8 protein-coding genes, 2 tRNA genes and 2 rRNA genes are annotated in these 14,270 nt (G+C 42.3%); 3 read left to right on the plus strand and 9 right to left on the minus strand.

The window, feature by feature from the left end; genetic code table 11:
- Nucleotides 1-41 precede the first annotated feature (41 nt).
- The 8 genes from AC0JIQ_RS16195 to AC0JIQ_RS16230 all read right to left on the minus strand — a co-directional run bounded on the left by AC0JIQ_RS16195 (nt 42) and on the right by AC0JIQ_RS16230 (nt 9,321).
- Nucleotides 42-2,932 (minus strand): 23S ribosomal RNA (locus AC0JIQ_RS16195).
- 359 nt (nt 2,933-3,291) lie between these two features.
- Nucleotides 3,292-3,367 (minus strand) — tRNA-Ala (locus AC0JIQ_RS16200).
- A 55-nt stretch (nt 3,368-3,422) separates the two neighbouring features.
- Nucleotides 3,423-3,499 (minus strand) — tRNA-Ile (locus AC0JIQ_RS16205).
- 59 nt (nt 3,500-3,558) lie between these two features.
- Nucleotides 3,559-5,095 (minus strand): 16S ribosomal RNA (locus AC0JIQ_RS16210).
- The 16S and 23S rRNA genes sit together here with 2 tRNA genes alongside, the layout of an rRNA operon.
- 421 nt (nt 5,096-5,516) lie before the next feature.
- Nucleotides 5,517-6,071 carry a peptidylprolyl isomerase gene (locus AC0JIQ_RS16215; protein ID WP_474202232.1) on the minus strand — a complete coding sequence of 185 codons (555 nt, stop codon included), beginning with the start codon at nt 6,069-6,071 and terminating at the stop codon, nt 5,517-5,519.
- Between the two features lie 138 nt (nt 6,072-6,209).
- Nucleotides 6,210-7,280 carry an alpha/beta hydrolase gene (locus AC0JIQ_RS16220; protein ID WP_474202233.1) on the minus strand — a complete coding sequence of 357 codons (1,071 nt, stop codon included), beginning with the start codon at nt 7,278-7,280 and terminating at the stop codon, nt 6,210-6,212.
- 554 nt (nt 7,281-7,834) lie between these two features.
- Entirely contained in the window at nt 7,835-8,077 is a 243-nt protein-coding gene (locus tag AC0JIQ_RS16225) for a hypothetical protein (protein ID WP_346512045.1), read from the minus strand.
- A 389-nt stretch (nt 8,078-8,466) separates the two neighbouring features.
- The gene (locus AC0JIQ_RS16230) at nt 8,467-9,321 is read right to left on the minus strand and encodes an MBL fold metallo-hydrolase (RefSeq protein WP_474202234.1); all 855 of its coding nucleotides are present in this window, start codon (nt 9,319-9,321) and stop codon (nt 8,467-8,469) included.
- A gap of 108 nt (nt 9,322-9,429) precedes the next feature.
- Here AC0JIQ_RS16230 and AC0JIQ_RS16235 point away from each other — a divergent pair, with 108 nt between their 5' ends.
- From AC0JIQ_RS16235 to dnaK, 3 genes are all read left to right on the plus strand, one after another.
- Nucleotides 9,430-10,323, plus strand: coding sequence for a LysR family transcriptional regulator (locus AC0JIQ_RS16235; protein ID WP_474202235.1), 894 nt, complete (start codon nt 9,430-9,432; stop codon nt 10,321-10,323).
- 159 nt (nt 10,324-10,482) lie between these two features.
- On the plus strand, nt 10,483-11,028 hold the full coding sequence (gene grpE / locus AC0JIQ_RS16240; protein ID WP_004803267.1) for a nucleotide exchange factor GrpE: 546 nt from the start codon (nt 10,483-10,485) through the stop codon (nt 11,026-11,028).
- Between the two features lie 151 nt (nt 11,029-11,179).
- Nucleotides 11,180-13,123, plus strand: coding sequence for a molecular chaperone DnaK (gene dnaK, locus AC0JIQ_RS16245; RefSeq protein WP_005201812.1), 1,944 nt, complete (start codon nt 11,180-11,182; stop codon nt 13,121-13,123).
- A 161-nt stretch (nt 13,124-13,284) separates the two neighbouring features.
- On the opposite strand, the gene AC0JIQ_RS16250 is transcribed toward dnaK, so the two are convergent.
- Nucleotides 13,285-14,163: an MBL fold metallo-hydrolase gene (locus tag AC0JIQ_RS16250; protein ID WP_474202236.1), complete on the minus strand. Its 879-nt coding sequence runs from the start codon at nt 14,161-14,163 to the stop codon at nt 13,285-13,287.
- Between the last annotated feature and the right edge of the window lie 107 nt (nt 14,164-14,270).

Raw genomic sequence — 14,270 nt, forward strand, 5'->3', positions numbered from 1 at the left:
TATTGAATTTATCTTGAATACAACAACTGTTTGGGTGTTGTATAGTCAAGCCTCACGAGCAATTAGTATTGGTCAGCTTCACACGTCACCGTGCTTCCACACCCAACCTATCAACGTCCTAGTCTCGAACGGCTCTTTAGAGGAATAAATTCCTAGGGAAATCTTATCTTGAGGTAGGCTTCCCGCTTAGATGCTTTCAGCGGTTATCCCTTCCGAACATAGCTACCCGGCGATGCGACTGGCGTCACAACCGGTACACCAGAGGTTCGTCCACTCTGGTCCTCTCGTACTAGGAGCAGATCCTCTCAAATTTCCAGCGCCCACGGTAGATAGGGACCGAACTGTCTCACGACGTTCTAAACCCAGCTCGCGTACCTCTTTAAATGGCGAACAGCCATACCCTTGGGACCTGCTTCAGCCCCAGGATGAGATGAGCCGACATCGAGGTGCCAAACACCGCCGTCGATATGAACTCTTGGGCGGTATCAGCCTGTTATCCCCAGAGTACCTTTTATCCGTTGAGCGATGGCCCTTCCATACAGAACCACCGGATCACTAAGACCTACTTTCGTACCTGCTCGACTTGTGGGTCTCGCAGTTAAGCGCGCTTTTGCCTTTATACTCTACGCGTGATTTCCGACCACGCTGAGCGCACCTTCGTACTCCTCCGTTACTCTTTAGGAGGAGACCGCCCCAGTCAAACTACCCACCAGACATGGTCCTCGCCCCGGATTACGGGGCAGAGTTAGAACCTCAACATTACCAGGGTGGTATTTCAAGGACGGCTCCATTGGAACTAGCGTTCCAACTTCAAAGCCTCCCACCTATCCTACACAAGTAAGGTCAAAGTTCAATGTCAAGCTGCAGTAAAGGTTCACGGGGTCTTTCCGTCTAGCCGCGGGTACACTGCATCTTCACAGCGATTTCGATTTCACTGAGCCTCTGCTGGAGACAGCGCCGCCATCATTATGCCATTCGTGCAGGTCGGAACTTACCCGACAAGGAATTTCGCTACCTTAGGACCGTTATAGTTACGGCCGCCGTTTACTGGGGCTTCGATCAAGAGCTTCGCTTACGCTAACCCCATCAATTAACCTTCCAGCACCGGGCAGGCATCACACCCTATACGTCCACTTTCGTGTTTGCAGAGTGCTATGTTTTTAATAAACAGTTGCAGCGGCCTGGTTTCTGTGGCTGCCAATAGCTCAGGGAGCAAGTCCCATCACCGTCAGCAGCGTACCTTCTCCCGAAGTTACGGTACCATTTTGCCTAGTTCCTTCAGCAGAGTTCTCTCAAGCGCTTTGGTCTACTCGACCTGACCACCTGTGTCGGTTTCGGGTACGATTCCTGTGTAACTGAAGCTTAGAGACTTTTCCTGGAAGCATGGTATCAGCCACTTCACTGTACAAGTACAGCTTGCTATCAGTTCTCAGCATAGAGTACCCCGGATTTGCCTAAGATACATGCCTACAACCTTCCACCTGGACAACCAACGCCAGGCTGACTTAACCTTCTCCGTCCTCTCATCGCATTACACAGAAGTATTGGAATATTAACCAATTTCCCATCGACTACGCCTCTCGGCCTCGCCTTAGGGGTCGACTCACCCAGCCCCGATTAACGTTGGACTGGAACCCTTGGTCTTTCAGCGAACGGGTTTTTCACCCGTTTTGTCGTTACTCACGTCAGCATTCGCACTTCTGATACCTCCAGCATACTTCTCAATACACCTTCATCGGCTTACAGAACGCTCCCCTACCACTTGACTAATGTCAAATCCGCAGCTTCGGCACATAGTTTTAGCCCCGTTACATCTTCCGCGCAGGCCGACTCGACTAGTGAGCTATTACGCTTTCTTTAAAGGGTGGCTGCTTCTAAGCCAACCTCCTAGCTGTCTATGCCTTCCCACATCGTTTCCCACTTAACTATGATTTTGGGGCCTTAGCTGGCGGTCTGGATTGTTTTCCTCTTGACTACGGACGTTAGCACCCGCAGTCTGTCTCCCGGATAGTACTCATTGGTATTCGGAGTTTGCATCGGTTTGGTAAGTCGGGATGACCCCCTAGCCGAAACAGTGCTCTACCCCCAATGGTATTCGTCCGAGGCGCTACCTAAATAGCTTTCGGGGAGAACCAGCTATCACCAGGCTTGATTAGCCTTTCACCCCTATCCACAAGTCATCCCCTGGCTTTTCAACGACAGTGGGTTCGGTCCTCCAGTTAGTGTTACCCAACCTTCAACCTGCTCATGGATAGATCGCCTGGTTTCGGGTCTATACCCAGCAACTAAACGCCCTATTAAGACTCGATTTCTCTACGGCTCCCCTATACGGTTAACCTCGCTACTGAATATAAGTCGCTGACCCATTATACAAAAGGTACGCAGTCACCGAACAAGTCGGCTCCCACTGCTTGTATGCATGCGGTTTCAGGATCTATTTCACTCCCCTCACAGGGGTTCTTTTCGCCTTTCCCTCACGGTACTGGTTCACTATCGGTCAGTCAGGAGTATTTAGCCTTGGAGGATGGTCCCCCCATATTCAGACAAGGTTTCACGTGCCTCGCCCTACTCGTCATCATTGTGTGTGCCCTTTCGTGTACGGGAATATCACCCTCTACGTTCGCACTTCCCAGAGCGTTCCACTAGAACACACACAACTTAATGGGCTGCTCCCCGTTCGCTCGCCGCTACTAAGGGAATCTCAATTGATTTCTTTTCCTAAGGGTACTGAGATGTTTCACTTCCCCTCGTTCGCTTCATAAGCCTATGTATTCAGCTTATGATACCCGCCTTATAGCGGGTGGGTTCCCCCATTCAGAAATCTCCGGATCAAAGGATATTTGCCGCCTCCCCGGAGCTTATCGCAGGCTATTACGTCTTTCATCGCCTCTGACTGCCAAGGCATCCACCACATGCACTTAATTACTTGACTATACAACCCCAAACAGTCGTTAACACATACAAGTGAGTGTTAGCGTTGCAAACTTAATTGCTACTATTCGTTGTCTGTGAACTTAATCACCATACAGCTTCAATCTAAATTCATATACCAAAACGCTTGATTCAGTGTTTTTGCTAGTTCTCATTTTGTTCTTTCGAACAAATGAGTGAACAATTTATTTCAGACTCAATTTTCTAATCTGTTAATGATTAACTACCACCTCGTCGGTGAGCAGTAAACTGTGATAAATCACAGAGATTAATAAACCAGTCAACTTGGACTGTATTCACTAAACTCTATAATCTTCTTAGCTTTGAATTAAGTTCGTTTTTACAAACTCTTTTAATTCATGGTGGAGACTAGGAGAGTCGAACTCCTGACCTCCTGCGTGCAAAGCAGGCGCTCTACCAACTAAGCTAAGTCCCCAGCTTATCACTTAATGAACGACATATCTTTCAATCTAAGCTACTACAATCAGATTTGGTGGGTCTGACAAGACTTGAACTTGTGACCCCACGCTTATCAAGCGTGTGCTCTAACCAACTGAGCTACAGACCCTCAGATACATCTTCGAAGAACAACTTGTTGTGGATTCTTACCAGTCACCAATCTTTCGTTAAGGAGGTGATCCAGCCGCAGGTTCCCCTACGGCTACCTTGTTACGACTTCACCCCAGTCATCGGCCACACCGTGGTAAGCGTCCTCCTTGCGGTTAGACTACCTACTTCTGGTGCAACAAACTCCCATGGTGTGACGGGCGGTGTGTACAAGGCCCGGGAACGTATTCACCGCGGCATTCTGATCCGCGATTACTAGCGATTCCGACTTCATGGAGTCGAGTTGCAGACTCCAATCCGGACTACGATCGGCTTTTTGAGATTAGCATCCTATCGCTAGGTAGCAACCCTTTGTACCGACCATTGTAGCACGTGTGTAGCCCTGGCCGTAAGGGCCATGATGACTTGACGTCGTCCCCGCCTTCCTCCAGTTTGTCACTGGCAGTATCCTTAAAGTTCCCATCCGAAATGCTGGCAAGTAAGGAAAAGGGTTGCGCTCGTTGCGGGACTTAACCCAACATCTCACGACACGAGCTGACGACAGCCATGCAGCACCTGTATCTAGATTCCCGAAGGCACCAATCCATCTCTGGAAAGTTTCTAGTATGTCAAGGCCAGGTAAGGTTCTTCGCGTTGCATCGAATTAAACCACATGCTCCACCGCTTGTGCGGGCCCCCGTCAATTCATTTGAGTTTTAGTCTTGCGACCGTACTCCCCAGGCGGTCTACTTATCGCGTTAGCTGCGCCACTAAAGCCTCAAAGGCCCCAACGGCTAGTAGACATCGTTTACGGCATGGACTACCAGGGTATCTAATCCTGTTTGCTCCCCATGCTTTCGTACCTCAGCGTCAGTATTAGGCCAGATGGCTGCCTTCGCCATCGGTATTCCTCCAGATCTCTACGCATTTCACCGCTACACCTGGAATTCTACCATCCTCTCCCATACTCTAGCTTCCCAGTATCGAATGCAATTCCCAAGTTAAGCTCGGGGATTTCACATCCGACTTAAAAAGCCGCCTACGCACGCTTTACGCCCAGTAAATCCGATTAACGCTCGCACCCTCTGTATTACCGCGGCTGCTGGCACAGAGTTAGCCGGTGCTTATTCTGCGAGTAACGTCCACTATCCAGTAGTATTAGTACTAGTAGCCTCCTCCTCGCTTAAAGTGCTTTACAACCAAAAGGCCTTCTTCACACACGCGGCATGGCTGGATCAGGCTTCCGCCCATTGTCCAATATTCCCCACTGCTGCCTCCCGTAGGAGTCTGGGCCGTGTCTCAGTCCCAGTGTGGCGGATCATCCTCTCAGACCCGCTACAGATCGTCGCCTTGGTAGGCCTTTACCCCACCAACTAGCTAATCCGACTTAGGCTCATCATTTAGCGCAAGGTCCGAAGATCCCCTGCTTTCTCCCGTAGGACGTATGCGGTATTAGCATTCCTTTCGGAATGTTGTCCCCCACTAAATGGCAGATTCCTAAGCATTACTCACCCGTCCGCCGCTAAGATAAGGTGCAAGCACCTCATCTCCGCTCGACTTGCATGTGTTAAGCCTGCCGCCAGCGTTCAATCTGAGCCATGATCAAACTCTTCAGTTTAAAATCATTAGTAGCTTATGGCTACAAATCTTGGCTCATCAATTTTCTGACTAAAAATTCGCTCAAATAAACTTCGAGAAATTTCTACCATTCAATCAATGAAATATTTTCGATCGATCAACCAGTAAAAATCCACACAAGTTGTTCTTCTATTCTCTTAATGATCTTTTTACTACCTCATCAGTAGCAAATCAACACAATAAATATTCAACAACTTAACCACAAAAGCTAAGTTATTTTTGCTTCATCGCGTCGGGATGTGAGCATTATAGGAGATTTTTTTTGGTGTGCAAGCTTTTTTAAGCTCTTGTTTTATCGAGTGTTCTTTTTTTACACATCAATATACATGCAATTTTACCAACCTAGCTATAAGTAATTAATTTTAAAGCAGAAATATTTAAAAATATTTCTGCTTTAATTTTTACTTCTTGTTCTTTATCTGAACACTGATGATTTTAATCGGCTGTTTAGGGACATTTTGGTGCATTCCATAATTACCTGTAGGAACACCAACAATCTTATCAACGATTTCCATACCTTTTGTCACTTTACCAAATACAGCATAACCCGCATCCATAGATGATTTATTCAAAAAGTTATTATCTGCGACATTGATAAAAAATTGACTAGTAGCCGAATTAGGGTCGCTTGTACGAGCCATTGCCAAGGTACCGCGCGTATTTTTCAAGCCATTGCTTGCTTCATTAATAATAGGGGCTTTAGTTACCTTCTCAATCATATTGGCATCCATCCCCCCGCCTTGAATCATAAATCCTGGGATGACTCGATGAAAAATAGTTCCAGCATAAAAGTTGCTTTTTACATAGCCTTCAAAATTTTTTGCTGATACAGGTGCTTTATCATTAAAAAGTTCAATTTCAATATTTCCCATACTGGTTTTCATATCAACCATTGTGTTGGCAAATAAATGGCTGCTTACTAATAGTAGACTGGTTGTCATCAACAACTTTTTCATGATTGATTTTCTCTGATTTTTTAACAAGTGATTTGTTGTACTTCATAATATTAGTTTTACAAATTTATTTTTGCTATTTCTATTTGTTATCTACAAATAAAAAAACCTATGTTCCACGTGAAACATAGGCTGATTAATTTAATTGTGTTTATCCCAAAACTTTCTGAAGTTTTTAGCGATTTCGATTGTATTGCGTTTAGCTTTACTCGAAATCGGTGTGAGATTAATAAATCCATGCGTTTGATCTGGATAATCTACATAATGCACTTTAACACCATTTTGTCTTAGTTTATGGCTATAAATCTCACCTTCATCATGTAATAAATCATGCCCTGCTGTTACCACAAATGCTGGAGCTAGTTTTTTAAGACTTCCGTACGTTGGTGAGATTAATGGATCATCTAAAGCAACTTGATGCTGTGTTGAATAATATTTAGTGACGTAATCTACATCTTTACTGGTTAACACCAGACCCTGACCATAGGCATAAAAGGAAGGATGTCTACTTTTAAAATCTACAACAGGATAAAACAACAACTGAGCTTGTGGCGCATATGGTTTACCAACAGCATGCTGTGCAACTACAGTACTAATATTTCCTCCTGCACTATCTCCAGCAACAGCGATACGATTTTTATAAATTTTCAACTGACGACGATTTTGATACACCCATGCTAATGCGTCATCACAAGATTTAATGAGTAACTGCGGAGATGCTTCTGGTGCAAGCGGATAATCGATACTCAGAACTTGTACTTTTGCGTACTTCGCAATGAGTCGACAGGCTTCATCATGCGTATCTAAACCACCAACGACGAAACCACCACCGTGATAGAACACGATCATCGGTAATTTTTTATTAGGTGCAGGATGATAATGTCTTGCGAAAACAGTGCCACTCTGTAAAGGCAGACGTATATCTTCTACCGATTCTATAGAAGTCGATTTATTTAAAATCGCTAACATTTGTGTATCAAATTGACGACGAGACTCGATCGGATCATCTCCAATAAAACCAACACGCCCTTGTTTAATTTGAACTGCCATTAAGCATTTTGTAAAAGCATCCAAATCTGGATATTGATATGGGTAGCCTAAAACTTTAGCCAATGATTCTTGTACAATCTTAGGCAGCTTATCTAGCGCTCGTGCAGCAGGACCTTGTCCTTTATCTAAAATCGTTTGAATTTTTTGAGGTAATGCTGACACGTTCTTCCCCTTTTTCGCTCTGTCCATAGTTCTTGTTCATATCGACTATATGCTGTTATAAAGTCGTAGATCAAGATAAAGAATTCAAAATCATGCTGTAACCTAAATGGCTTATCTTAAAAAGTCATTAACCATTTTGCTAATCACTACTTGCCTTTTATGCCAATAGCCAAGCTCAAGCACAGATAAAAGAGGTATTTTCTAATTTTTTAATATTTCTAATCAAAAAGACATTTAATAAAAAATGCAGCTTTCGTTCAGATCTTTTCATTGTTCAATCTATTCATTAGTTTGATCTGATTTATCGAATAGATAGTAGATGAACATTCTAATCACTTTATGGTCTTATAATTTGTTCGTTTATTCATATTTGCTTTAGAAAAGACGAGCGCAAAAAAATTTAATTGCCTAAAAACGAGAATCAAAGGCTTGACTCTCGTTTTTCAATTCTTAAATCATGAATCAGGTTTAACACATCATATATAGCAGTATATGTAAAAATTAGGGGTTGGCATCGGTATCCTAATCTATCGTGCTATGAACCTAAATCCAATTTATTGTCCTGATGCATCTGCACCAGCAGATCCAGAAACAGAACCCGAAACACCAGCTGAAGCTCCATTCGGTTGAACATCAACAGATGTTCCTGCTTGCACGCCTACTCCGCCTTGTACATTCGCTGGACTTGCACTCGTTTGAGCCGAACCAGAAGCATCCAAACCTGCTTGTGTCGAACAACCTACAGCTGTGAATGCAACACCTGATACAACCATTGAGATTAAGGCTAACTTTTTCATTGTATATTTCCTTTCATTATGACGAAAAGCAAAGTTATCTTTGCGTTGCCTATCATTCACAATTTTTTTATGTATCGTGATGTGGATTAGTTGCCGTTTGTTATTTATGCAGCATGTTTTTGCAATTTTTATTAAACCAATTCAATGCAGGATTCACACTTTTTTATTATTTTAAAAGTTCAGTTAAATGATTCTCTATTCAAAAGTTTTACTTCTATTCGCATCATGATTGCATCAGAAAAGCATGATCATCTTCATTTTTTATAATTTATAAAAACATTATCAAACCCTACTACAAACTTACATTGTAATTTATCTCTAAAAATTCGGAGTTTAAAAAATAAAAACCGTGACTTCTCATCACGGTTCTTCAATTCATTTATTGGGTTTTAAGGCCACTGCATCTCGCCTTTAACCACTTTAGCACCCAACTCTAGGCTGCTTGACTCGCCTAAGGTTGGATATTGTTTTTGCATAATTGCAATTAATTCAGCTGAATTCTTACTGGCTTTTACCGCTTTCTCATATTGCTTTAAATAGTCGATTGAAAAATTCACTGCATCAAGACCTTCAGCGGCGCCTGCTTTCATATGCGCAGGCACAACTACTTGCGGATTTAATGCTTTGATATTTTCCAAAGTCTGCACCACTTCTGCACGATCTTTCGCTGTTGCGGTATCCGCAGTCCAAAGATGAATACCCGATGACACTGGAATACCCCCCACAACCGCTTTGACACTCGGAATCCATAAATAAGTCAGTTCTTTTTTACCTTTAATTTCGATATTTTCATTTTCTAGTTTTAAGGTTTTAGCAGTATACGCTTGCGGAACAATAATCTTGTTCGGTGCATTGGCTCCCATTTTCGGCCCCCAATACGCGACTTTCAACGCTTGCGTATCTTGAATATGTTTTACCGTCTCTGGTGTCGCAATAATTTGAACATTCGGGAAGTATTGTTTAAATACATCTAAACCAAAATAGAAATCTGGGTCGCCATAACTAACAAAAATCGTTTTTAAGGTTTTACCGCTATCTAAGATATCAGCCGCAATACGCAATGCTTCCGATTTAGAAAATTGCGCATTCACCAATAACACTTCTTTATCACCTTCAATCAAGGTTGAAGTCACACCGAAGTGCTCAGGTTGAGCCAAAAAGTTTTGGATTTTTAAGTCCTGTGCAAAAGCAGTTGATGTTGCCGCTAAAGTGGATAAAGCAATGATGTAGGGTTTGGTATTCATGTTATCGTCTCCAATCTGATAAGAGACACTTTAAATTGCAATTCTTGCTGAATAAACACTCTAAATTAAGATAAAATGTTGCATAAATTGCAACAATAAGAATTTTATATGGATACTTTAAAAGCCATTCAAGTTTTTGTCTGTATTGCTCAGCAAGGCAATCTCAGTAAAGCAGCTGAACATTTAGACTATTCTAAAGCAATGGTCTCTCGCTATTTAGATCATCTTGAACATACTTTCTCTACTCGACTTTTCCAACGTAACACGCGCAAAGTTTCACTCACTCCTGCGGGTGAAAAAGCCTTGGTCTATTGTGAAAATATTTTACAGCAACAACAGTTGCTTGAAGGTTTGGCTGCCCCTGAACAGCACAGTGGTACGATTCGTTTCACCTGTGGCTTGTTTCTGTTCCAACTGGGTGTGAATGAATGTATTAAACAATTTAAGAAACGCTATCCGCAGATTCATTTTGATGTGTACTTAACGGAGAATACTGTCGACCTCATGGATGCTCAGGTTGATCTGGCACTGCGTATTACCCAGAAAGTTGCAGATGGGCTGATTGCCCGACCAGTTTGTCAAATCGAATCCATCTTTTGTGCACATCCGCATTATTTACAAGATCACACTCCCCTATCGCATCCCAGCCAGTTAATCCAACATGAATGCATTGCACATCATACCCATAATCAATACTGGACCTTGTTTGATACAGATCAACAACCTCAGAATTACCCATTAAATGTTACGTTTAAAAGTAATGATGTGATTGCGCTCTATCAAATGTGTCTCAAAGCAGAAGGCATTGCCATGTTACCAACGCTATTGGTACGTCAGGATATTGCACAACAACGTTTGCAACAGGTGTTTACCGATTTTTCGGCACCTGACCTCACCTTATCTTTGGTTTATGCATCCAGACAACATTTACCGAAAATCACCCAAGAATTTATTGCTTTTGTGATTGAAAACTTAAATTTTTACTTAAATCAGCAAAATTAAAAGATTTAAATCGACCTGAACGCTTGAATTTTGTCGCGTTGCCCATACTTCATCCCTATCTATGAATGACCAAGATGTGGCAGTTCGGGTTTAACCCTATGAGCATTCACGCCAGAAGGACTGTACATGTTTAAGAACTTTTTTCAACGGAGATCATCAATGGCTAATGAGCACAATGAGCAAGCTCAAGACATTCAAAATGAGCAACAAACTGAACAAACTCAAGCTGAAGGTGTAGAGCAAGCAAACGAGCTTAGCGTTGAAGATTTACAAGCTCAAATCACCAAACTCGAAGAAAGCTTAAAACTCGAAAAAGCACGTACAGCCAATGCTGTTTATGAAGCACAAAAGAGTGTTGAACGTATTCAACGTGAGTCTGAAAAGCATAAAGAGACTGTGCTGGAAAAATTTGCGAAAGAATTATTGGATTCTGTCGATAACCTAGAACGTGCAATTCAAGCTGCGGGTGAAGAAGAAACACCTGTACTTGAAGGGATTAAACTGACTTTGAAATCACTACTCACCACGCTTGAGAAGTTTGGCGTAGTCGAAGCAGATACCCAAAATGGTTTCAATGCGGATTTACACCAAGCCGTAGGTATCGATCCGAATGCCAAAGCCAATCAAATTGGTACTGTTTTACAGAAAGGCTACACCTTAAATGGTCGTTTACTTCGCCCAGCGATGGTGATGGTGGGTCAATAATCTACCTAAGCAAAGCATTTATTTGCTCAAAAGCGTACGAATCTGAGAGTTTTTTGATTTTTTTTCATAAAAATGCTTGAAAAATACCAATTGACTCTCATATCGAATAACAAGCAAAACATTGCAACAAAATTTTAGAGGAACACAAACAATGGCAAAAATTATTGGTATTGACTTAGGTACTACCAACTCATGTGTTGCTGTACTTGAAGGCGATAAAGTAAAAGTAATTGAAAACGCTGAAGGCGCGCGTACAACTCCATCGATCATTGCATATAAAGATGGCGAGATCCTTGTTGGTCAAAGTGCGAAACGTCAAGCGGTAACTAACCCGAAAAATACATTATTCGCAATCAAGCGTTTAATCGGTCGTCGCTACGAAGATCAAGCGGTACAAAAAGACATCGGTCTTGTGCCTTACAAAATCATCAAAGCAGACAATGGCGATGCTTGGGTTGAAGTAAACGATAAAAAATTAGCACCTCAACAGATCTCTGCTGAAATCTTGAAAAAGATGAAGAAAACTGCAGAAGACTATTTAGGTGAAACCGTAACTGAAGCAGTGATTACTGTTCCTGCTTACTTTAACGATGCGCAACGTCAAGCAACTAAAGATGCGGGTAAAATTGCAGGTCTTGATGTTAAACGTATCATTAACGAACCAACTGCTGCGGCACTTGCGTTCGGTATGGACAAAAAAGAAGGCGACCGTAAAGTTGCGGTGTATGACTTGGGTGGTGGTACATTCGACGTATCAATCATTGAAATCGCTGACCTTGATGGCGACCAACAAATCGAAGTGTTATCAACAAATGGTGATACTTTCCTTGGTGGTGAAGACTTTGATAACGCATTAATTGAATTCTTGGTTGAAGAGTTCAAGAAAGAACAAAGTGTGAACTTGAAAAATGATCCACTTGCGTTACAACGTTTGAAAGAAGCTGCTGAAAAAGCAAAAATCGAGCTTTCTTCTTCGAATGCAACTGAAATCAACCTTCCATACATCACTGCTGATGCGACTGGTCCTAAACACTTAGTGATCAACGTAACACGTGCAAAACTTGAAGGTTTGGTTGCTGACTTAGTTGCTCGTACGATTGAGCCTTGCCGTATTGCACTTAAAGATGCGGGTCTTTCGACGTCTGACATCTCTGACGTGATCTTGGTAGGCGGTCAGTCTCGTATGCCACTTGTACAACAAAAAGTACAAGAATTCTTCGGTAAAGAGCCACGTAAAGACGTGAACCCAGACGAAGCGGTTGCGATTGGTGCTGCGATTCAAGGTGCGGTATTGTCTGGTGACAAAACTGACGTACTTTTATTAGACGTAACACCGTTAACACTTGGTATCGAAACTATGGGTGGCGTATTAACAGCGATTATTGAGAAAAACACCACGATTCCTGCGAAGAAATCTCAAGTATTCTCGACTGCTGCTGATAACCAACCTGCTGTAGACATTTCAGTGTTCCAAGGCGAACGTAAAATGGCTCAACAAAACAAATTGTTGGGTAACTTCCAGTTAGGCGATATCCCACCTGCTCCACGTGGTGTACCGCAAATTGAAGTATCGTTCGACATCAATGCTGACGGTATCTTGAAAGTATCTGCTAAAGATAAGAGCACTGGTAAAGAGCAATCAATCCAGATTAAAGCAAACTCAGGTTTGTCTGATGCTGAAATCGAAGCAATGATCAAAGATGCTGAAGCGAATGCTGAAGAAGATCGTAAGTTTGAAGAGTTAGCGAAAGCACGTAACGAAGCAGATGCGCTCGTTTCTAGCTCGACGAAAGCAGTAAAAGATCTTGGTGACAAAGTTACTGAAGATGAAAAAACTGCGATCACAACTGCGGTTTCTGAGCTTGAAGCAGCAACGAAAGAAAATGATGTTGAAGACATCAAAGCGAAAACTGAAGCTTTACAAAACATCTTGATGCCAATCACTCAACGTGCTTATGAACAAGCACAAGGTGCTGGCGGCGCAGAAGGTTTTGATCCAAATGCATTCCAAGGTGGTGATGCGGGTCAACAACAAAAAGCGGACGATGGCGTTGTAGATGCTGAGTTCACCGAAGTAAAAGATGACAAAAAATAATTTGTCTCTTTAAAAAAAACCGCGCGCAGGCGCGGTTTTTTTGCATTAAATTTTTATAATCAATACTTAAACTCAAATGAGTTTTCACTATTATAGAGGCGGCATGGAGACCCCCCTGTTGGACTGCGAACAATGAATTAAAACCAATGTATAGAAAGTGGCTATTTAGATTGCTCAAAATACAGCTCACCCAAAATCGGCATAAACAAAGGTATTACACCACAGGCTTTTATTTCTTCAATAAACTCAGGAATATTCACTCCTGGCAACAACTGAGGAACGTCATCAATCGGCGTCACCATGCTATCCCAGTGACATGGAATAATGTATTTCGGTTTCAGTAGTCGCACCACATCTTTGACATAGTTTGGACGATATTTACGCCCAATCGCACACAGACACACGATATCAGCTTGTTTGCCCTGCAACTCTTGTTCAATAAAATCGGCGGAATCAATGTGAACAACGCGCAGCTGGCCTGTATCAATCCACCAGTTCAACACCAAACCATGTCGTAACTGATGAAATTTTGGTGGATACGGTGGTGGTACGGTCATATCTCCTGGCAATGGAACACGACCAAACAAGGCTTTGCCATGAATGGATGGCAAACCAACAACTTGCCATTGACCACAATCAATTATTTCTCGTCCCTTTGTTTCAAGCATTTGCGATTCAGACAAGCCTGCTGAACGTCCATACATTAAAGTCGCTTTGGATCCAATTAAACGTGCTCCTGTTTGTTTACAAACCTCAGGTGCATCTAAAATGTGATCATAATGAGCATGCCCAATCAATACATCATCTGCATTTGGTATATGTTGTCTGACTAATTCAGAATCACTCAATAAAGGCTGAGTAAACGTTCGAGTTAAGTTTGGACGACTGATAAAAGGATCAAGCACAACTGTACGATGTTGATCAGAAAGAATGAATCCCGCCGTCCCCAAATATTTGATTTTTAAATTTTCAACTTTTGCCTGAGCTGGAGAATTAGCCGTCCACGCGGTTTCAGGTGCTTTAAGTAGATATTTCAGCATATTGTTCCTTAATCTTTATTTTATTTATTCCTTTAGAGTATGCATTAAAGCAGAATGTGATACATGTTGATATATTTTCCAGATATCTCTTATTCTTGTTATAGTTC

The organism is Acinetobacter sp. FB (assembly GCF_056033405.1).